21 protein-coding genes and 1 riboswitch are annotated in these 20,047 nt (G+C 34.0%); of the genes, 17 read left to right on the top strand and 4 right to left on the bottom strand.

Annotation, left to right across the window (positions count from 1 at the left end):
- Window positions 1-266 precede the first annotated feature (266 nt).
- From AC3ASS_RS08505 to AC3ASS_RS08470, 8 genes are all read left to right on the top strand, one after another.
- Complete coding sequence (locus tag AC3ASS_RS08505) at window positions 267-863, top strand: TetR/AcrR family transcriptional regulator (RefSeq protein WP_488283097.1); 597 nt, start codon at window positions 267-269, stop codon at window positions 861-863.
- Between the two features lie 28 nt (window positions 864-891).
- Window positions 892-1,659 (top strand): 3-hydroxyacyl-CoA dehydrogenase, encoded by a 768-nt coding sequence (locus AC3ASS_RS08500; protein WP_488283096.1) that lies wholly within the window; start codon window positions 892-894, stop codon window positions 1,657-1,659.
- Window positions 1,660-1,678: 19 nt separating this feature from the next.
- Window positions 1,679-2,836, top strand: coding sequence for a thiolase family protein (locus AC3ASS_RS08495; RefSeq protein ID WP_488283095.1), 1,158 nt, complete (start codon window positions 1,679-1,681; stop codon window positions 2,834-2,836).
- 13 nt (window positions 2,837-2,849) lie between these two features.
- Window positions 2,850-3,983 (top strand): CaiB/BaiF CoA transferase family protein, encoded by a 1,134-nt coding sequence (locus AC3ASS_RS08490; RefSeq protein ID WP_488283094.1) that lies wholly within the window; start codon window positions 2,850-2,852, stop codon window positions 3,981-3,983.
- Window positions 3,958-4,920 (top strand): NAD(P)H-dependent flavin oxidoreductase, encoded by a 963-nt coding sequence (locus AC3ASS_RS08485; protein WP_488283093.1) that lies wholly within the window; start codon window positions 3,958-3,960, stop codon window positions 4,918-4,920. The genes AC3ASS_RS08490 and AC3ASS_RS08485 overlap by 26 nt, the downstream gene beginning before the upstream one ends.
- Window positions 4,921-4,946: 26 nt before the next feature.
- Window positions 4,947-6,101 (top strand): acyl-CoA dehydrogenase family protein, encoded by a 1,155-nt coding sequence (locus tag AC3ASS_RS08480; protein ID WP_488283092.1) that lies wholly within the window; start codon window positions 4,947-4,949, stop codon window positions 6,099-6,101.
- 77 nt (window positions 6,102-6,178) lie between these two features.
- On the top strand, window positions 6,179-6,472 hold the full coding sequence (locus AC3ASS_RS08475) for a transposase (RefSeq protein WP_488283091.1): 294 nt from the start codon (window positions 6,179-6,181) through the stop codon (window positions 6,470-6,472).
- A 307-nt stretch (window positions 6,473-6,779) separates the two neighbouring features.
- The gene (locus AC3ASS_RS08470; protein WP_488283090.1) at window positions 6,780-8,090 is read left to right on the top strand and encodes an MFS transporter; all 1,311 of its coding nucleotides are present in this window, start codon (window positions 6,780-6,782) and stop codon (window positions 8,088-8,090) included.
- Window positions 8,091-8,143: 53 nt separating this feature from the next.
- On the opposite strand, the gene AC3ASS_RS08465 is transcribed toward AC3ASS_RS08470, so the two are convergent.
- Complete coding sequence (locus tag AC3ASS_RS08465; protein WP_488283089.1) at window positions 8,144-8,371, bottom strand: hypothetical protein; 228 nt, start codon at window positions 8,369-8,371, stop codon at window positions 8,144-8,146.
- Between the two features lie 251 nt (window positions 8,372-8,622).
- Between AC3ASS_RS08465 and AC3ASS_RS08460 the strand changes: the two genes are divergently transcribed.
- Complete coding sequence (locus AC3ASS_RS08460; RefSeq protein WP_488283088.1) at window positions 8,623-10,305, top strand: DUF2207 domain-containing protein; 1,683 nt, start codon at window positions 8,623-8,625, stop codon at window positions 10,303-10,305.
- A 64-nt stretch (window positions 10,306-10,369) separates the two neighbouring features.
- On the opposite strand, the gene AC3ASS_RS08455 is transcribed toward AC3ASS_RS08460, so the two are convergent.
- Genes AC3ASS_RS08455 through AC3ASS_RS08445 form a run of 3 tightly spaced genes read right to left on the bottom strand, consistent with a single transcriptional unit; the run spans window position 10,370 to window position 12,668 of the window.
- Window positions 10,370-10,810: a PH domain-containing protein gene (locus tag AC3ASS_RS08455; RefSeq protein WP_488283087.1), complete on the bottom strand. Its 441-nt coding sequence runs from the start codon at window positions 10,808-10,810 to the stop codon at window positions 10,370-10,372.
- Window positions 10,811-10,821: 11 nt separating this feature from the next.
- Window positions 10,822-11,973, bottom strand: coding sequence for an ABC transporter permease (locus tag AC3ASS_RS08450; protein WP_488283086.1), 1,152 nt, complete (start codon window positions 11,971-11,973; stop codon window positions 10,822-10,824).
- A complete protein-coding gene (locus AC3ASS_RS08445; RefSeq protein WP_488283085.1) occupies window positions 11,970-12,668 on the bottom strand; it encodes an ABC transporter ATP-binding protein in 699 nt (232 codons plus the stop codon). The genes AC3ASS_RS08450 and AC3ASS_RS08445 overlap by 4 nt, the downstream gene beginning before the upstream one ends.
- A 239-nt stretch (window positions 12,669-12,907) precedes the next feature.
- Between AC3ASS_RS08445 and AC3ASS_RS08440 the strand changes: the two genes are divergently transcribed.
- From AC3ASS_RS08440 to AC3ASS_RS08405, 8 genes are all read left to right on the top strand, one after another.
- Window positions 12,908-13,939 (top strand): DUF4097 family beta strand repeat-containing protein, encoded by a 1,032-nt coding sequence (locus tag AC3ASS_RS08440; protein WP_488283084.1) that lies wholly within the window; start codon window positions 12,908-12,910, stop codon window positions 13,937-13,939.
- A gap of 443 nt (window positions 13,940-14,382) precedes the next feature.
- A riboswitch (TPP riboswitch) is annotated at window positions 14,383-14,492 on the top strand.
- A 98-nt stretch (window positions 14,493-14,590) separates the two neighbouring features.
- The gene (locus AC3ASS_RS08435; protein ID WP_488283083.1) at window positions 14,591-15,580 is read left to right on the top strand and encodes an ABC transporter substrate-binding protein; all 990 of its coding nucleotides are present in this window, start codon (window positions 14,591-14,593) and stop codon (window positions 15,578-15,580) included.
- 15 nt (window positions 15,581-15,595) lie between these two features.
- Window positions 15,596-15,886: a thiamine-binding protein gene (locus tag AC3ASS_RS08430; protein ID WP_488283082.1), complete on the top strand. Its 291-nt coding sequence runs from the start codon at window positions 15,596-15,598 to the stop codon at window positions 15,884-15,886.
- Between the two features lie 5 nt (window positions 15,887-15,891).
- Window positions 15,892-16,647 carry an ABC transporter permease gene (locus AC3ASS_RS08425; protein ID WP_488283081.1) on the top strand — a complete coding sequence of 252 codons (756 nt, stop codon included), beginning with the start codon at window positions 15,892-15,894 and terminating at the stop codon, window positions 16,645-16,647.
- Window positions 16,644-17,381, top strand: a complete 738-nt coding sequence (locus AC3ASS_RS08420; protein ID WP_488283080.1) for an ABC transporter ATP-binding protein — start codon at window positions 16,644-16,646, stop codon at window positions 17,379-17,381. The genes AC3ASS_RS08425 and AC3ASS_RS08420 overlap by 4 nt, the downstream gene beginning before the upstream one ends.
- A 172-nt stretch (window positions 17,382-17,553) precedes the next feature.
- Window positions 17,554-18,408 (top strand): VOC family protein, encoded by an 855-nt coding sequence (locus AC3ASS_RS08415; RefSeq protein WP_488283079.1) that lies wholly within the window; start codon window positions 17,554-17,556, stop codon window positions 18,406-18,408.
- A 63-nt stretch (window positions 18,409-18,471) separates the two neighbouring features.
- Complete coding sequence (locus tag AC3ASS_RS08410; RefSeq protein WP_488283078.1) at window positions 18,472-18,870, top strand: SLAP domain-containing protein; 399 nt, start codon at window positions 18,472-18,474, stop codon at window positions 18,868-18,870.
- 12 nt (window positions 18,871-18,882) lie between these two features.
- Window positions 18,883-19,935 (top strand): LLM class flavin-dependent oxidoreductase, encoded by a 1,053-nt coding sequence (locus AC3ASS_RS08405; protein ID WP_488283077.1) that lies wholly within the window; start codon window positions 18,883-18,885, stop codon window positions 19,933-19,935.
- Window positions 19,936-20,047: the final 112 nt, after the last annotated feature.

Genomic DNA, 20,047 nt, shown 5'->3' with positions numbered 1-20,047 from the left:
ACTAAACCCTGTAAACCTGAAAAAGGATAGGGGTTTTTTTAATTATATTTTCCGTAAATCGTTTTAACTGTATCACTTTCATTTAACATGGTTTAAAACATATAAAGATTCGTTAATACAACAAAAATATTAAAAACTTTTAATGTTTTCTGAATATTGTTTACAAATAATTTTCGATTTGCGATAATATTTTTGAACACACGTTCAAAATTTAAATATTATTTTAAAACTATAAGAAGCAACTATTAGAAAAGGATGGGATGATGATGTCATTCCGAAAACAAAGACTTGACAAAAAAAAGGAGGAGATGATTCAAGCAGCTATTGAAGTATTCGCAGAAAAAGGGTATAGCGGGGCGACAATGGAAGACATCGCAGCAAAACTGTTCATGACTAAAGGCTCCGTTTATTACTACTTCAAAGATAAACAAGACCTACTGTTCCAGATGCAACAAATGCTTCTTTCTAAATGTAATCAATACATGCAAGAAATTCTCCAACAAGAGCTTCCCGCCGACGAAAAATTAAGATGTGCAATTACCACTCATATTGAATATATCCTCCAGACTCGTGCTAGCTTTGAATTAATGGTGAAACCTGAAATTTACTTCACGGACGAACAACAATCCACCTTATTACAACTCATGGATAAATATAGCGCCTTTTACGACAAGTTGATCCAAGAAGGCATACAGCAAAATTATTTCTATCCTTTGAATATTAAAATCGCAAGAAACTTAATTTTAGGAGCCATGAATCAAGTACTTCAATGGTATTCTCCTAATGGTACAAAGTCTATAAAAGAAATGGCAGAAACCATTTCTGAATATTTAATGCGCATGTTCTATCAACCAATACAATAACTATTTATCAAAGGAGGAAGAGGTTTGGATGAAGGTCGAGAATAGTGTGGCAATTATTACTGGGGGTGCATCTGGTCTAGGAGAAGCAACCGCACAAATGATTGTTAATCATGGAGGAAAAGCTGCCATCTTTGATCTTTCTGAAGAAAAAGGGAACAAACTTCAGCTAGAATTAGGAGATAATTTGCTGTTTATTAAAACGAATGTAGCTGATGAAGAAGATGTACAGTCTGCTATTGGAAAAACGATAGAAACATTTGGTCACATAGAAATTGTTGTAAACTGTGCAGGTATTGCCATTGCAGAGAAAACGTTAGGAAAAAAAGGGGCCCATTCGTTGCAATCGTTTGCAAAAGTGATTGAAGTGAATCTCATAGGGACATTTAACGTCATTCGACTTGCTGTTGAGAAAATGGCGGAAAATGAACCGAATTCTGATCTTGAACGAGGGGTCATCATTAATACAGCATCGGTTGCTGCCTTCGATGGACAAATCGGCCAAGCTGCTTATAGTGCCTCAAAAGCAGGAATTGTAGGAATGACGCTTCCAATAGCAAGGGATTTATCAAACTTAGGAATTCGTGTCATGACAATTGCCCCTGGTTTATTTGAAACTCCACTTTTTAATTCATTACCAGAGAAAGCAAAAAAAGCATTAGGAGAAATGACACCGTTTCCATCAAGATTAGGTCGACCTAGTGAATATGCTCAATTAGTTAAAAGTATCATAGAAAATCCAATGTTAAACGGTGAAACGATTCGTTTAGACGGAGCGATCCGTATGCAACCAAAATAATAAAAGCGAGGATGAAAAGATGAGAGAAGCCGTGATTGTTGAAGGTGTAAGAACGCCCATTGGAAAAAAGAATGGATCGTTAAGCAACATCCGCGCAGAAGATTTAGCCTCTATCCCTCTTGCAGAGTTAGTAAAAAGAACCAATATTCATCCATCCATCATTGATGATGTCATTATGGGTTGTGTCACACAATATGGAGAACAATCGTTTAATATTGCCCGTCAAGCGGCATTAATAGCTGGTTATCCAATTACAGTACCTGGAACAACGATTGATCGTCAATGTGGTTCCAGTCAACAAGCGATTCATTTTGCTGCTCAAGCAATCATCAGCGGTGATATGGATGTGGTAATTGCTGCTGGTATTGAAAGTATGTCAAGAGTTCCTATGTATTCCAATCGCAAAGATGTAACCTTTAGTCAACAATTAACGAAAAAGTATGAAATGATTCATCAAGGAATTTCCGCTGAACGCATTGCCAATCTTTATTCATTTTCTCGAGCGCAAATGGATGAATTTTCCCTTCAAAGTCATGAAAAATCTTTGAATGCACAAAAAAATGGACATTTCGAATGTGAAATTGTACCGGTAAACATCCAAAAAGAAGAGGGTACGTTTGAACTTTTTTCAAAGGATGAATGTCCACGTGAAGACACCAATTTAACCAAATTAGCTGAATTAAAACCGGCTTTTCAGGAATCAGGAAAAATTACAGCAGGGAATTCTAGCCAAATCAGTGATGGGGCAGCAGCTGTACTCATTATGTCACGAGAGAAAGCCCGTGAGTTAGGTCTCAAACCAAGATTTCGAATAGTTGCTAGAAGTGTTGTTGGGTCAGATCCAACACTAATGTTATTAGGTCCCATACCTGCTACAGAAGACGTTTTGAAACGAGCCGGGTTAAAAATTTCAGATATTGACGTTTTCGAAGTGAATGAAGCTTTTGCCAGTGTGCCACTAGCTTGGTTAAAAGAAACAGGTGCAGATCCAAACAAATTGAATCCAAATGGAGGAGCCATTTCACTCGGACATCCACTTGGGGCGAGTGGTGCTAGACTTATGGTTACACTTATGCATGAATTAGAAAGAACTGGTGGAAAGTATGGGTTACAAACGATGTGTGAAGGACACGGTACGGCGAATGCAACCATTATTGAAAGATTAGAAGATGTATAAGGAGGAAAAGATTTTGTCATATCCTCTCGAGAATATTAGAGTGCTAGACTTAACTCGATTATTGCCCGGCCCTTTCTGTACAATGATCCTTGCTGATTTCGGAGCAGAAGTAATTAAAATTGAAGATCCGAAGAAGGGAGATTATTTACGTTATTTTGATCCTCTTTCAGAAGGGATGAGTGCTTATTTTCACACATTAAACCGGAATAAGAAAAGTGTGACGTTAGATTTAAAAATTAAAGAGGATTATCTTCAATTTCTCTCCTTAGTTCAATCTGCAGACGTCCTTGTTGAATCCTTCCGCCCTGATGTAATGAAACGGCTGAATTTAGATTATGAAACTTTAAAAACTGTAAACCCTAGACTGATTTATTGTTCCATTACGGGTTATGGTCAGACTGGGCCGTACAAAAATAATGCTGGGCATGATCTAAACTTTTTAAGTCAATCTGGTGCTCTATCAATGATGGGGAAAAAAGGAGAAAAACCGGATATACACGCCATTCAAATTGCTGATCTAGCTGGCGGTGCTTATCCGGCAATTGTTGGTATTTTACTAGCCTTATTGAATCGAGAAAAAACAAAAAAAGGCGAATTCATCGATATATCGATGTTAGACGGAGTATTATCGCTTTTACCATTAAATCTTCCAAAGTTTTTAGTTGGAGAAAAAGTAGAACAAGAAGAAGAACTATTAAATGGAGGTTATGCTTGTTATCAAATTTACGAAACAAAAGATGGTCGATATCTTTCTGTTTGTGCCATGGAACCAAAATTTTGGGAAAAGTTTTGCAGGACCATAAGTCGACCCGATTTGATTCCTTTACTTTATGCACCGATAGAAAGACAAAAAACATTAATACAAGAAATTCAATCCATTCTGTATAAAAATACGATAGAGGAATGGAAGAAAATTTTTCAAGAGGAAGATTGTTGTGTGACTCCGCTTGTTAATTTGGAAGAGTTAATAAAGGACCCACATATTCAATGTCGAGAGATCTTTCAATCGATTAATGGAATTACTACGATAGCCAATCCAATCAAATTACAACATTCAAAACCATTAATAAAATCAAAAGCTCCTAAACTAGGAGAACATAATGAGAAAATATTAAAAAGGAATGAGAAAAATGGACGTACTACATAAATGGAAACATTCATTAGAATTGCCTGTCATCATGGCACCAATGTTTTTAATCTCAAACCCTGCAATGGTCATTCAAGCTTGTGAATCTGGAATTATTGGATCCTTCCCCGTTTTGAATGCAAGAACAAAGGAAATTTTAGACGAGTGGATGGGAATAATTCGAGAGAAATTAGAATTAAGCAAACGACAACATCCTAATAAAAAAATCGCCCCATGGGCAGTCAATTTTATATGTCATAAACCACATAATAAAAGGTATGAGGAAGATTTACGACTAATTGAAAAACATCAGCCCCCAATTGTTATTACCTCTTTAGGAGATCCTAGTCCAGTCGTGAAAATTGTACATTCCTATGGTGGAATGGTATTATCCGACGTCATTAATCCATCGTTTGCTAAAAAAGCGATTGAAAAAGGAACAGACGGTTTAATATTAATTACAAATGGTGCCGGAGGACATGGGGGAACCCTTCATCCTTTTGCTTTTTATCATGAAGTGAGAAAGTTTTGGAACGGGCCAATCATATTAGGTGGAGCCATTTCTAAAGGAGAAGATATCCTTGCAGCGAAAATTTTAGGCGCTGACCTCGTTTATATGGGTACTAGATTTATTGCTTCTGAAGAAAGTGCAGCCTCTAAAGATTACAAAGAAATGGTCATAGACGCTACAATTGAAGATATTATGTACACTCCGTCCATTAGCGGAATTCATGCAAACTTTCTAATTCCAAGTTTATTAAAGGCAGGAATGAATCTAGAAAAATTAAAAAAAGGGGAAAAAATAGACTTACGCAATCAATCAGAATTAAGAGCATGGCGTGATTTTTGGAGTGCTGGTCATGGTGTTGGATCAGTAAAGAAAATCCAAACAATCGAAGAAATTGTCGCAGAATTGAAAGAAGAATTTGAAAGGGCAAAAACAAGGATTGATGAATAACTGGAAACAGTTAAGGAGGACGTGGAGTGAGTATAAAAGAATTATTGAACAGTAATGAAATACTCATGTTAAGAAGCAGTGTTCGAGAATTTGCAAAAGCAGAAATCGAACCTTATTATTCCCAATGGGAAAAAGATGGAATTATCCCAAAAGAAATATGGAAAAAACTTGGTAATAATGGTTTTTTATTAATTGATATTCCGGAAAAGTATGGAGGATTAGGAGCTCCATACCTATTTTCTGCCGTGATTGTCGAAGAATTAAGCAAAATGAATTTCAATTCTTTAGCAGCAAACTTAGCTGTACATGACCAAATTGTTGCTCACTATATCCATAACTATGGCACTGAAGAGCAAAAATCATATTATTTACCGAAAATGGCTAAAGGGGAGCTAATTGGAGCCATTGCCATGACAGAGCCACATGCTGGAAGTGATCTTCAAGGAATCAAAACGCATGCGAAGTACGATGACGAAAAAAAGAAATATATATTAAACGGTCAAAAAACATTTATTACAAATGGACAGCAATGTGACTTTTTAATTGTTGCAGCCAGAACAGACTTTCAGCAAAAACCTTCAAAAGGCATTTCATTATTTCTTGTTGATACAAAACTAGAAGGCTTTAATCGAGGAAAAAATCTAGAAAAAATCGGTCTTCACGCATGTGATACCTCAGAATTATTTTTCGAAGATATTGTGTTATCAGAATCTGCTATTTTAGGAGAAAAAAATAGAGGATTTGAATATTTAATGAATGAACTCCCAAGAGAACGATTAATATTAGCGGTTAGTGCTGTTGGTTCAATGGAAGGGATTTTAGAGAGAACTATTCAATATGTTAAGGAAAGAGAATTGTTTGGAAAAACTCTAGACCAATTTCAAAATACGAAGTTTGTGTTAGCCGAATTAAAAACATTGACAAGAATTCACCGATCATTTGTAAATGAATGTATTGAACTAATGATGGAAGACAAATTAGATACTGTAACAGCTAGCATGGCTAAACTCTCTTGTACAGAAGCACAAGGGAAGTTAATCGACCAATGTCTTCAGCTCCATGGTGGTTATGGTTATATGGTTGAATATCCAGTTTCACGTGCTTACATTGATGCACGTGTTCAACGAATCTATGGTGGAACATCCGAAGTGATGAAATTAATTATAAGTAAAAATCTCTAGAGCAAAATAATTGCTAATCATTGATGATTATGGTAATTATTTTAAAAAATACTATTAATTCAGTGGAGGTCAATTTCTTGTCAACCCATCATACGTTAGATGAAAAATTAGAAGCCATTCATAAGATTCTTGACGAACATCAACCAGTTTCAAAAGTTGCTAAAGAACTACATGTCCATCGAGATACAATTTACAAATGGATGCATAAGTTTGAGAAAGAGGGAAAAAAAGGACTGATTGATCATCGGATTCAATTTCAAACGATTGATGATTACAAAGAACAAATCAAATCAATGGAACGTGAAATCCAACGATTGAAAAAGGAGAACGAGATCTTAAAAAAGTTCAAAGAGTTCGTCAAAAATCATTAAAATATGAATGGATTCATCGTGAAAGGCAAACTTATCCGATTTCCCTTATGTGCAAAACTCTAAAGGTAAGCGTTAGCAGTTATTATACTTATATTAAAAATCATAAATTTCATTAATCATTTATGCGTGTTTGAGATTTTATACTCAAGCACGCATTTTAACTATTATGATGAAGCTTTTTATCAATCAATCTAATATACCCATTTAATCCTATTGATAGTAAAAAATGGTTATGTTATTTTAAAAATATCCACCAAGACCTTACATAGTTAAAATATTTTCTATTTGAACGGGGTATGGTGAAAATATGAATGATCAAACTTATAAAAGAGCTACGTATAATTTAATTACGTTTGTAATAAGTAAGATTATTTCAAATATGGGATGGAGTACTTATTCATTTGGGATCAGTTTATATGTATTAACAATAACTGGATCTGCGACGAACTTTGCGATCAATTTTTTATGTAGTAGTGTGCCGAGGATTATTCTCTCCCCATACGCAGGCTATGCCGCTGATCTATATTCTAAAAAGTTGATTATTGTTTTATCTCAACTTCTCTCTCTTCTTTCTGTACTAGGACTATTAACAGCTAGTTTTTTCGATCAAATAACAATCACATTCATATATTTAACAACGATTCTGTTATCGATCGCCTCTTTATTTAATTCCGTTACCTTTACATCGTCAGTCATGAATTTAATAGATGAAAAGCGTACACAAAAAGCATTTGCCTTAAGCGATGCATCCAAAAATATTGGTAGTATTCTAGGACCTGTAATCGGAGGAATTTTATATGCGTATTTCCCGTTAAATGCATTTTTAATTTTATTCATCATCTGTTATACCATTGCTTTGATTCTCGATTTATCCTTAGACTTTCATGTGAATTCTAATGTTGAGAAAAAAACTAAACAAGATTCACAAAAGAAAGGATTTATTTCGAATTTCATTGATAGCTTCCATTATGTAAAAAAGAATGTATTGCTGATCAGTCTAGCATCTACATCTATTTTTATAAGCTTTTTCTTCACATCTATTCAAGTTGGAATGCCATTCATTTTAGTGAATGAACTTCAATTAAGCAGTTATCAATATGGAATTGTACAATCATCTTTTTCAGTTGGAATGATTTTAACGGCGCTTTATTTATCAATAAGAAAAGAATTTGAGTATCCATTTATTCTTGCTAAAAAAACAATTTTATTGTTAAGCATTCAATTTACGGTAATGATTATTCCGTTATTTTATACTTTCCCGAATCCTATTTTATTTCCTTACTACATCATATGGTCATTTTTATTAGGCGGCCTTATATCTCTCATGAATACACCAACAGCCGTCAAATTACTAAAAATGATCTCAGAGAATTATAGAGGAAGAATTATAGGGACGGTCGAAACGATTTCGTCCGCTCTTGTACCATTTGGTATTTTCTTATATGGATTATTATTTGACTTGTTGAATCCAAAATGGGTAATGATTGTCACTAGTATTCTTTCATTTACTTTCACATTATATTTATTAAGAAAAACGGTCTTAATGAAAGCACATCCGGAATATTTTGCGAAAAAAGGAAAGTTTATAAAAGAAGTGGAGAAGAATTTGGAAGGATAATTGCATATAAATTCCACCGTACATTCGATTGTGCGGTGGAATTTTTTTGTAAATTAGCTCTTTCGATGTTCGTTTTGTCCTTTCTTGACACCGAAAATTTTGTTTACTGTAGTAAACGATAAAATGATGGCAAGAATAATAGAAATAATATTAGTAATAGTCATAAGAATTTCGTTCTCAGATGAAATCAAATAATGAAATAGTTCTGTTAACACTTTTAGAAAGATAAGGAAAAAAAGAGCACAACAAGTATAATAAATAAATTTAACAAACGACCCCAACGCTTGTCCCCCTTTATAACCTGTTAAAAAAATTCTATCATAATCAACATTCTTAAACTACTGTTTCATTTATGTATGAATATTATTAGATCTTAGAAATATTAAAAATGATAGATTGATTGGAGAATAAGAGAAGATTATCAACTAAAAACTAATTTGAGAATGATCTTACTCAAATATGAAAAAAACTTTTCTTATATGATTGGAAACTTTTCTAGGGTATATTCGTACATAATAGTAGGGTGATGAATATGAAACGGAAGAATTTCTTGTTAACATGTCTTTTTTTCCTCATATTATTTTTGATTCCAATAAAAGCATACGCCGTGGAATTTGATATTTCAAAGGTAACCATTGATGCGTATCTGCAGCCAAACGGAAACGTTAAAGTAATTGAGAAATTTACTTATGATTTTGAAAGTGAATTTAACGGAATAACAAGAGAAATTATTCCGAAAAAAGGGACATTCATCAAAGACTTACAAGCTTTTGAAAATGGTCAACCATTAAAAATAGAAAAAGAAAACGATTTATATAAAATCTATCGAAAAGGTAAAGAAGAAACGGTTACGATTGAAATTCATTATTCGATCGAAAATGCGATTGAAAAATTCAGCGATGGCGCACAGTTTTATTGGCCATTCTTTGATAAGAGAAATAAATCTACTTATGAAAATTTAACCATTACAATACATCCCCCTAGCAAAACAGACAACGTTCTAGCACTTGGCTACGATACAGCCTTTAATAAAGAAAAAATCGAAGAAGACGGAATAGTTCGCTTCAATTTCGGGAAAGTAGCAAATGGGAAAAATGGAGATATCCGAGTGATTTATGACGGTTCTTTATTCTCTCAATTAAAAGAAAACCATGGGACGATTCGTGATGAATTTCTAGCGGAAAAGAATAAGTTAATGGCAGAATATAAAAATTTTCAAGAAAAGCAGCAGTTTTGGAAGAATGTAAGTATGGTGTTTATTCCCATTGTTATTCTTTTAGTTGTCGGTGTCTATACACTCGCCATCCAATCATCCCGTTCTGCCGCCAAAAGGATTCGAGAATTTTTACTCGAACGCAATTTTTATATTCCTGAAGAAAAATTAAGTATTCCAGCAACCATTTTTTTCACTAATAATAAAATATTTTCAGCAAGTATGATTCCTGCTGCCATATTTGATCTAATTCGAAATGGAAATATTCAACAAATGGATGAAGATACGTTTACATTAATTCATCGTCAAACGAGCCACATGCATGAACAAACTTTATTAACGTTATTATTTGACAAAATAGGAGATGGGAAGGTATTTCGCTTAACAGATATTCAAGACTATCTCGAAGATAAAAAAAATATTCAAAGTTATCAAGAATCCATCCACAAATGGAAACAAGAAATTTCTATAGAACTAAAAGAAAAAGATTTATATGATAAGCATTTGCAAACACGATGGGCATTAGGGATTACAAGCATATTCATTGGTGTAACAGCCATCTTTTTCGGGATGTATGAACTTTATGCTGCATTAACGATTTCCATCATATCAGCAGTTTCTTTACTAATGTTTGCGATATTTTACGTAACGAAAAACGAGGTGGGATTAATCATCCAAGAAGAATGGAAACTTGTGAAAGAAAGATTTCCATCTTTAACGGAAGACGATTGGAATGGATTGCCAAGACATGAACAAACTCGATTCATTGCTTATGGGATAAGTGTGGAAGACAAAGCTTTTAAAAAATATTTTGAACCGTTTATGAATCGTATTCGGACTTCACTTCATGCAAGTGGAGAACATCCATACATGTATTTCAATACTATATACTTAATGGATGCGTTCCATCATGCGGACAAACTAACTTCTTATTCAAGCAGTACGACTTCAACTTCAAGTGGAGGAGTTGGGGGAGGTGGTGGAGGCTCTGGAGCCTTTTAACCCTTCCAAATTCATTAGAAAATTGCAAAAAAAGAATAAATGACAAAAAGCTGATCAATGTCGATCAGCTTTTATTCATCCTTTTTTCTAACTCTTCCATAAATTTTTCTTTATTCTCTGGTGATATAATGACACTTCCCATTAGTCCTGTTGTATAAAAGATTTCTAACGCGTCTTTTGAAGAGCATAATCGATAACCAATCCAAATGTTTTTCGTTTCGCGAAATCCGGTAATTTTAGAATAAGGAATTTTACTGCGAAATGGTCCACCTTTCACGAACAAATAATCGTCATAGAAAATATATTTCATATCATAAATGATCCACAAGATAAACACGACGGTTATTAAATCAATTAAAAATAAAACAAGTAGGGGCAAAAATTCTATTTTATCTTCCATATAACCAATGATAAGTACAGGGGCAAATGTCACAAACAAAATTATTATTATAATGAAATAAATAATACTCATGAAGAAACGGTCTCTCTTTGCTTTAAATGTCATCATTTATCACCCTAAAAAATCAAATATTCAATCAGTTTTAACAAACTAAAAACAACTACAAGCCCACCAATAATCAATATCCCTGGTAAACGAACCATTTTTTGAAATCGATGAGTCACTAAAAGTTTTACATCTTCTTTTACCGTTACCAGTTTGAAAAAAGGGTGGTGTAAACTTTTCTTAACAATATGACTAATCCAAAAGTCAATGAAGAAAAAATACGCAATATACAATAGCCATTTTATCCATAACGGAGATAGAAAAATAGCAACACAACTAATAGCTAACATGCGATAATAGGACATAACATATTGCCGATTTCGTAAAAATGATTTTAATAATAGTTCGAGAAGCCCAGTTTCTTCATTTCTTACTTGAAAAATCCTTGCTGAGTTTCTAAACAATAAAAGCGGTTTTTTTCGATAAAGAACCGATTCTTTTTCAATTTCAGAAGAAAATTGATATATCCATTGAATATATTTGTTCCGTTCCTCTTGTTCAATCTCCAACTCTCTCATAAATAAATAACGGTTTTTATTTACTTTTAAACTAAGGAAAGATATTAACATAATACTACCTAATAACCCGATAATGCCAGTTAAATAAAATGGAAGAACATAAATAATAAAAATGATTATAAGGATTGAGATAAATATCATGAAACGTTTTATGATTTTATGATGAATCATCTTCCTTAACGTTAAGATCAACAGTTTCGTCGCAAATAGATTGATAAATAAAGAACAGATGTCAACCGGATTTAAATGATAAATATGTAAAAGAACAGGTAATGCTATTCCAATGATGATTCCAGTCGTAATCAATGAATTTAATAGAGTAGTCATTAAACCATAAGTTTTTAACGTAAAAAGCAAGCGATTTTCTTGTAAAAGATGAAGGGCATCTGCCTCGTGTTGAAACGTTCGAATATTCCCTCCTGTATTTAACATGACCATGATTCCCAATAAGCCCCAAAATGGGATAAAATCCATCCAATAGGAGGAGGGATGTAACCAAAATTCTTTATAAAAGATCGCAAAAAAGAATATTCCTGGAATTAATAAATATAGAAAAATGGTCCAATCAATCACTGAACGAATGATACTAAACTTAAAATTCCATTCATTTTTCCATCGTTGCAAAAATAACTGACTTCCTGTCATTGTTCTTCACTCTCAATTAAAATATCAAAACAATCTAGCAACGAACCGTCCTTTAAACCACTTAATTGCCGAATATCTTCCAATGTTCCTTGTGCCAATAATTTTCCATCGGTAATAAAAACAAATCGATCACACATTTTTTCCGCTGAATCTAAAACATGTGTAGACATTAATATCGCAGCTCCACGACGTTTTTCTTCTTCCAACAACAGTTGTAATTTTTTCACCGATTTCGGATCCAAGCCCATAAATGGTTCATCAATAATATATAAATCCGGCTTTTTCAAAAATGCTAAAATGAGCATCATTTTTTGCTGCATTCCTTTGGAAAAATGATCGGGATAATGATGCTTTACTTGATCCATCTTAAATAAACGAACTAATTCCTCAGCATCATTGAAAAATTCTTTCTCATTTACAGTTAACGTAGAATACAAAAATTCAATATGCTCCCATAAAGTTAGTCGGTCAAAAAAAATTGGACGTTCCGGAATGTAAGAATAAGAAGGGACGGTAATTTCACCTTTTACATGTTTTAATATCCCGAGAATCGCCTTAATTGTTGTACTTTTTCCAGCTCCGTTCGGCCCGATTAAACCAACGAGCTCATGACCATTGACGGAAAAATGAATGTTTTCTAAAATCGGTTCGTTTTTTTCATACCCAGCTTCCTCAATATGAATGAATAACCCCAAAAATGAACACCCTTTCCATCGGTATAAACTATTTATCTGTTATTACGAATCTATTTCTCATTAAGTTTCATTTTATCTATACTGACCTAAATGAACAATCTAAAAATTTCTTATAAAAGGTTATAGATGAATGGAAAATATCCGCCTCCAGACGGAGTGTCATTCACCCTATAGCATGTACTACAAATCTTTTAGAAAAATTACAATAATTTTATAAAAAAGATTAGAGGTGACTGAATATGTCCAAAACGAGAATCTTTCAAATTATTAAAGATAGTTTTCAGAAAAAAATTGAAAAGCGGATTGAAAAAGAATCGGTGGAAGTAAAAAAATTAATGGGTCTTTCAATCGAAACCGACATATCAGATGTTGAAATATATGTTCATAAAGAAAGTCGAATAGAAGTCATATTAGAGACTTATGAAGAAGGACCGGAATTATATGTAAATACTCAAGACGAACATTTAATGATTGAAGCAAAATTAGAAAAAAGCATTATTTTTACAGGATTCTTAAACTCTATTACATCTTGTACATTAAAAATAGTTTTACCAAAAGATATAGCAAGTGATATACAAATTATAACAAAATCTGGCGATATTGACGTGGACGGGCTTATCCTATCAAAACTAAATATTAAAAGCGGATCAGGAGATTTACATATCTCAAATATTACTTCAAATCATTTACAATCAGAATCAAGTTCCGGAGACCAATACATTCATTTTATACATGCTGAAAACATTGTATTAAAAAATGCTTCTGGAGATATCAACGGAAAGAATCTATACGGGAATATTCATAGTTTCAGTGCATCAGGAGATATAGAATTATTCGAATGTTATAGCGATATGGTGGAAATATCGTCTTCCTCTGGAGATATTGAAATCAACCAATGTCAGACGAATGAATTGAAAACAAAATCAAGTTCCGGCGATATTAGAGGGGAAAAGATTCAGACTGTCAATGGGGAAGCATCTAATTCTAGTGGAGATATACAATTACTATCATTCATCGGAAATTTGTCTGCTCATACAGGTGCAGGCGATGTGATGGTTGAAATGATTCATGAATCTAACATTTTTATCAATAGTGGAAGTGGAGATATTAACACGTATCTTTGTTATGAAAATATCGATGCCAAACTTGATATTCAAACAAGTTTAGGTGTTATTGAAACAAACTTGGACAAGCATTTTGCGCAAATGGATGGGAAATATACAATCCAATTAAAATCAGGGACAGGTGATATTTCTCTCATTCAAAAGTAGCGTTACTCAAAATCTATTAAATTAATACATTTCTTCCTCTTCATGAGTCAGACGAATAAGTGATGGGTATATAAAAAATAGATAGATGACAAAACCGGTCAAAAAAAATCCAAAGTATTTCCATAAATGTAAAATGGCTGTACCGATAATAGAAATAATTAAAAAAACAATGTTTCCAAAAGAAATTTTTAAAGATTTTTTCGTCAAATACAAGTTTGAATGACAATTTGGGCATTTTATGGGATATTGTTTCACAAACAAGGTACGATATAGTAAATAACTCCGGGATATTTTTTTAGAACAGAATTTACAAATATTCATTTCTTTTTCCCTCCTTATAAAAGGATATTCGACCGGTCGTTGAAATTTTCCTTTAGATTGATAGAAAAAGTCTTGCAGAAACATGTATCATATGTAATAGTAAAGGAGGAAAAACTTCATACAAAAAGTTGTGGGGGAACCGGTGTTGCCGGTTGAGAGTGTATCCGTAAGATACTAACCCTTTGAACCTGATCTGGTTAAGACCAGCGTAGGGAACATAGAGAAAATACATATGATGACTCTTCATATGCGCCCTAGGTGTGTCTACCAGGGCGCTTTTTATGTTCCCTTCAATCTAGTAATTGACAAAAGTTGAAGGAGGAATTTTACATGAAAAAGTTTTTCTATCTTATCATCACGATTTTATTGCTTGGAGGATGTTCGTCAACGAATGGACAATTAGAACAAGACGATAGGTCCCAACTTGAAAAAGTGAGGATTGTTCTTGATTGGACACCAAATACGAATCATACAGGATTATATGTAGCGAAAGAAAAAGGTTATTTCCAAGAAGAAGGATTAGATGTGGAAATCATGTTACCAACTGAAGCTGGTGCAGATACTTTAGTTGCTTCTAAAAAGGCTGAATTTGGAATCAGTTATCAAGAAGGAATTACGGAAGCACGAGTTCAAGGCATTCCAATTGTATCGATTGCAGCCATCATTCAACATAACACATCAGGATTTGCCTCATTAAAAGAAAAAAACATTACATCACCTAAAGATTTCGAAGGAAAAACATATGGAGGATGGGGTGCACCTGTTGAAAAAGCAGTCATAGATTCACTGATGAAACAAGTCGACGCAGATGTAGAAAAGGTAAACATCATCAATATTGGAGACGCTGACTTTTTCACTGCATCTAAACGTGATATTGATTTTGCATGGATTTACTATGGGTGGACGGGAGTAGAAGCTGAACTTAGAAACGAACCCATCAACATGATTTACTTAACCGATTATAGTGAAAAGCTCGATTACTATACACCTGTAATTACAACAAGTGAATCTTACATTCAAGAACATCCGGAAACGATTCGAAAATTTTTAAAAGCTGTTTCTAAAGGGTATGAATTTGCGATTGACAACCCAGATAATGCGGCAGAAATACTCATCAAACATGTTCCTGAACTGGATGAAAAACTTGTGAAAGCTAGCCAAAAATGGCTTTCTCCAAAGTATAAAGATGATGCCCCACGATGGGGAGAGCAAAAATTAATAGTTTGGGAAAATTATACAAACTGGATGTATGAACATGGATTATTGGAGAAAAAACCAGAAATTGATAAAGCATTTACGAATGAATTTTTACCAGAATAATTAGGAGGTAAGATGATGTCAAACGCTTTAGTTAGCATTCAAATCATACCAAAAACGAAAAATGGTGAAGACACGATCCCTTTTATTGATGAAGCCATTCAAGTAATAATAAATTCGGGAGTAAAATATCAAGTGAATCCGTTAGAAACAACTATGGAAGGGGAACTAACCGAATTATTAAAAGTCATTGAAAAAATGAATCAACGAATGATCGAATTAGGATGTCCAAGTGTAATTTCACAAATTAAAATTTTCTATCAACCATCCGGTGCCTCCATGGATAAGCTAACTGAAAAATATCGGTGAATCGAATGAAAAGAAGCTGGCTTCCTTTCATAACAGTGATTTCGTTCGGATTATTATGGGAAGGATGTGTAGCCATTTTCAATATTGAAAAATGGATCCTTCCAGCACCAAGTACGATTTTTCATGAACTATATAACGGATGGGAAACGGTTTCCGTCCATATTTTACCAACTGTCCGATTATCGATCACAGGGTTGATCATCGGGAGTACGATTGGATTGTTAGTCGCAACAATCCTTCATTTAATACCATTTCTTAAACAAATGTTTTATCCATTATTAATTATATCGCAAAACGTCCCAATTATCGTATTGGCACCATTACTTGTAATCTGGTTTGGATTTGGTATGTTACCAAAAATCATTGTGATTACGCTTGTATGTTTTTTTCCAATTACGATTGCTGCCTTGGATGGTTTTAAACAAACGAATCGAGATTTGTTGCAATATATGAGAATGGCTGGAGCAACGAAAATGCAAATCTTTTGGAAATTGGAAAGGATTCACGCTCTTCCTTCCATATTTTCTGGATTAAAAATATCCGCTACTTATAGTGTGATGGGAGCAGTCATTTCCGAATGGTTAGGAGCTAATAAAGGTTTAGGTCTTTATATGACTTTATCATCTTCATCATTTCGAACGGATCGTGTATTTGTTGCTATTTTTATTGTGATGGCGCTTAGTTTCATCTTCTTTTCAATCATTGTTTTCATTGAAAAACTAATAGTGAAATGGAAACCCACAGGAAGGGAACCGAAATGAATAAACTAGAATTAAAAGGGGTAAAAAAATCATTCGGACATGTAAATGTAATAAAAGATATAACATTTTCCGTCAATGAAGGTGAATTTGTCTCCATTCTTGGACCTTCAGGTAGTGGGAAAAGTACTCTTTTTCAAATAATTGGTGGGATGATTCATCCAGACGAAGGTGAAATTATTTTAGATGGTAAAAACATTAATGGAAAGCGTGGCTCAATCAGTTACATGCCACAAACTCCGTCATTATTTCCATGGAGAACGATTTTAGAAAATCTATTATTAGGACAAGAAATTGCGAAAGTCCCACTCGAACGAGAAAAAGCGATGACTATGTTAGATCGAGCTGGTTTAAAAGGGTATGAACGAGCATATCCCTATGAATTATCGGGTGGAATGCAACAGCGGGTATCATTTTTACGCAGTATATTAAGTCCTCAAACGATTATTTGTTTAGATGAACCATTTTCATCATTAGATGAATTTACGAGACAGGATATGCAAAAATGGCTGCAATCCATATGGATAGAAAACAGGAGGACAATATTATTGGTCACACATAATATTGAAGAAGCGTTATTTTTATCCGATCGAATCTTCGTATTTTCTGACAAACCAGCGATTATTGTTAGGGAGTTTCATATTCCATTTGTTCGTCCAAGAAGAGAAGAATTATTATTATCGGAACAATTTTTAGATTGGAAAAGAAAAATATATGAAGTGATTAAGAAGCGATAGTAGTTTCCTGTTGCTTCTTTTTTTTTTTGAATAGGTGGTTAATTTTTTAAAGCTAGAAAAAAATTAAAATATAGCAGCTGGCAAAGCAGAAAAACGTAAGAATTGACAAACTTAATTAAATAAAATATAGTTACTTACAAAAGGTAAGTATAAGAAATGGAGGCAATAATAAATGAATTTCCATCAACCACCACACACATATGTTGAGAAAGTAGATCTTAAAGTCATGAATTTAGATAGATCCATATACTTTTATGAAAATGTTATTGGATTAAAAGTTTTACAAAAAGAAGGAAATGTTGTTCATTTGACAGCTAACGACGTTGATCCATTAGTGACCCTTCATCAACCGGAAAATGTTACACCTAAGGTCGGTAAAACAACAGGACTCTATCATTTTGCACTTTTATTGCCGAATCGCGTCGATTTAGCGAATGTTATCTATCATTTTACTGAGAATGGCATACCATTTGGTTCCTCTGATCATTTAGTGAGCGAGGCTTTATATTTATTAGACCCAGATGGAAACGGAATAGAAATTTATCGAGATCGCCCCCCTTCTGAATGGATATGGCGTGGAAATGAAGTAGAAATGGCAGTAGATCCATTAAATATTCGTGAATTGCTTGAATTACATGACAATAAGCCGTGGACAGGTTTACCAGCAGAAACCATTATGGGCCATATTCATTTATATGTATCTGAATTAAAAGAAACTGAAAACTTCTATACTAATGGTCTCGGTTTTGAAGTAGTTTGTCGTTATGGATCACAAGCATTATTTATCTCAACAGGAAAGTATCACCACCATATTGGCTTGAATACATGGAATGGAGTTGGTGCTCCTAAACCAGCTGAAACAAGTGTTGGGTTGCATACGTTTAAGCTCGTATATCCATCGGATGAAGCTAGAAAAGAAGCCATCGAATCCATCCAAAAATTAGGAGCTACGATAATCGAAAAAGATTCATATGTGTTAACAAAAGATCCATCAGGAAATTCAATTGAAATGCATGTACACCAATAATTAGCCAAATTCCTGAAAATATGTAAAAATAGGAAGTAAACCTATACGATAGAAGGGATGTAAATGCAAAATTTAGTATTTGAAGAGGCTTGGGATAAAACGATATCCAATCAAGATCGTTACGAAATTGAACGTGCATTTCAACAGTCTATGATTCCGCAAAATGAATTACTTTGCACCCCTTTATGGAGAGCAATTAATCATAAAGGAGATTTGTTAGTGACTGTGCTTATTCATAATGGCACGAAAGAAGATTTTTCAATATTAGACAAAACCATTACCTTATTAAAAGAAAATAAAATTTTAGCGAAAAATATCATTTCAATACCACAATTACAGCTCAAACCAAAAACTTCAATGCCTTGGACTTTAATTTTTCCAAAAGGTACGTTTGATGAAAGCTATTTTGATCAAAACGGACGAATGAAAATGACAAATACATTTATAACAATGGAAGATTAGGAGGATCCTTACATGGAACTTGGAATAACAACGTTTGTTGAAACAACCCCAGATCCCAAAACTGGGATCGTGAAAAGCCATGCGGAAAGAATTCGCGAAGTAATAGAAGAAATTGTACTTGCTGAAGAAGTTGGATTAGATGTTTATGGAGTAGGGGAGCATCATAGGGAAGATTATGCTGCTTCGGCACCTGCTGTTATTTTAGCTGCTGCTGCAGCCAGAACGAAAAAGATCCGATTAACAAGTGCGGTAACTGTTTTATCATCGGATGACCCCGTCCGTGTATATCAAAATTTTGCTACGGTAGATGCGATATCAAATGGTCGAGCGGAAATTATGGCTGGAAGAGGATCGTTTATCGAATCATTTCCACTATTCGGCTATAACTTAAGAGATTATGATGAGTTATTTGAAGAAAAACTAGATTTATTATTAAAAATCTGTCAATCAGAAAAAGTGACATGGAGCGGGAAACATCGCCCAGCTATCAATGGATTAGGAATATATCCTCGTGCGGTTCAAAATCCATTACCTGTTTGGATAGGCTCTGGAGGAAACCCTGAATCTGTTGCACGTGCAGGATATTTAGGATTACCACTTGTATTAGCCATTATTGGAGGTAGTCCTTTAAACTTCCGTCCATTAGTACAATTATATAAACGAGCAGCTGAAAAAGCCGGTCATGATCCATCCAAATTACCTGTAGCATCACACTCCCATGGTTTTGTGGCAGAAACAACAGAAATTGCTGCAGAAAAATTTTATCCATCCACAGCCTATGCTCTTAATAAAATCGGTCGTGAACGCGGTTGGGCACCTTATACTCGCGAGTCTTACGATGCAGCTAGAAGCTTTAACGGTGCTCTTTATTGTGGTGATCCAAAATATGTGGCGGAAAAAATTATACATTTACGAAAAAATGTTGGAATAACACGTTTTATGTTACACGTACCAGTCGGTTCAATGCCACATGACGACGTAATGAGAGCTATCGAATTATATGGGAAAGAAGTTGCCCCAATTGTACGTGAAGAAGTAGACAAATGGGAAAAAGAAAATCAATAATCAAAAAAGTCTAAATCATTCATGATGATTTAGACTTCAGACTGTCGACAAACCCCAACTCAAATGCTTCATTTGAGTTGGGGTTTGTCTTTTTTTGCTCATCATTTTCTAA

This window comes from Bacillus sp. JST-5, from assembly GCF_057747715.1.
The sequence above is the reverse complement of the archived record's forward strand: the minus strand, read 5'-3'. Positions and strand labels throughout refer to the sequence as shown.

What these genes read in the sequence shown, in the direction of transcription:
- AC3ASS_RS08505 (WP_488283097.1), top strand. Translation starts at nt 267, where the DNA reads ATGTCATTCCGAAAACAAAGACTTGACAAAAAAAAGGAGGAGATGATT.
- AC3ASS_RS08500 (WP_488283096.1), top strand. Translation starts at nt 892, where the DNA reads ATGAAGGTCGAGAATAGTGTGGCAATTATTACTGGGGGTGCATCTGGT.
- AC3ASS_RS08495 (WP_488283095.1), top strand. Translation starts at nt 1,679, where the DNA reads ATGAGAGAAGCCGTGATTGTTGAAGGTGTAAGAACGCCCATTGGAAAA.
- AC3ASS_RS08485 (WP_488283093.1), top strand. Translation starts at nt 3,958, where the DNA reads ATGAGAAAAATGGACGTACTACATAAATGGAAACATTCATTAGAATTG.
- AC3ASS_RS08470 (WP_488283090.1), top strand. Translation starts at nt 6,780, where the DNA reads ATGAATGATCAAACTTATAAAAGAGCTACGTATAATTTAATTACGTTT.
- AC3ASS_RS08460 (WP_488283088.1), top strand. Translation starts at nt 8,623, where the DNA reads ATGAAACGGAAGAATTTCTTGTTAACATGTCTTTTTTTCCTCATATTA.
- AC3ASS_RS08455 (WP_488283087.1), bottom strand. Translation starts at nt 10,810, where the DNA reads ATGACATTTAAAGCAAAGAGAGACCGTTTCTTCATGAGTATTATTTAT.
- AC3ASS_RS08450 (WP_488283086.1), bottom strand. Translation starts at nt 11,973, where the DNA reads ATGACAGGAAGTCAGTTATTTTTGCAACGATGGAAAAATGAATGGAAT.
- AC3ASS_RS08440 (WP_488283084.1), top strand. Translation starts at nt 12,908, where the DNA reads ATGTCCAAAACGAGAATCTTTCAAATTATTAAAGATAGTTTTCAGAAA.
- AC3ASS_RS08435 (WP_488283083.1), top strand. Translation starts at nt 14,591, where the DNA reads ATGAAAAAGTTTTTCTATCTTATCATCACGATTTTATTGCTTGGAGGA.
- AC3ASS_RS08430 (WP_488283082.1), top strand. Translation starts at nt 15,596, where the DNA reads ATGTCAAACGCTTTAGTTAGCATTCAAATCATACCAAAAACGAAAAAT.
- AC3ASS_RS08425 (WP_488283081.1), top strand. Translation starts at nt 15,892, where the DNA reads ATGAAAAGAAGCTGGCTTCCTTTCATAACAGTGATTTCGTTCGGATTA.
- AC3ASS_RS08420 (WP_488283080.1), top strand. Translation starts at nt 16,644, where the DNA reads ATGAATAAACTAGAATTAAAAGGGGTAAAAAAATCATTCGGACATGTA.
- AC3ASS_RS08415 (WP_488283079.1), top strand. Translation starts at nt 17,554, where the DNA reads ATGAATTTCCATCAACCACCACACACATATGTTGAGAAAGTAGATCTT.
- AC3ASS_RS08410 (WP_488283078.1), top strand. Translation starts at nt 18,472, where the DNA reads ATGCAAAATTTAGTATTTGAAGAGGCTTGGGATAAAACGATATCCAAT.
- AC3ASS_RS08405 (WP_488283077.1), top strand. Translation starts at nt 18,883, where the DNA reads ATGGAACTTGGAATAACAACGTTTGTTGAAACAACCCCAGATCCCAAA.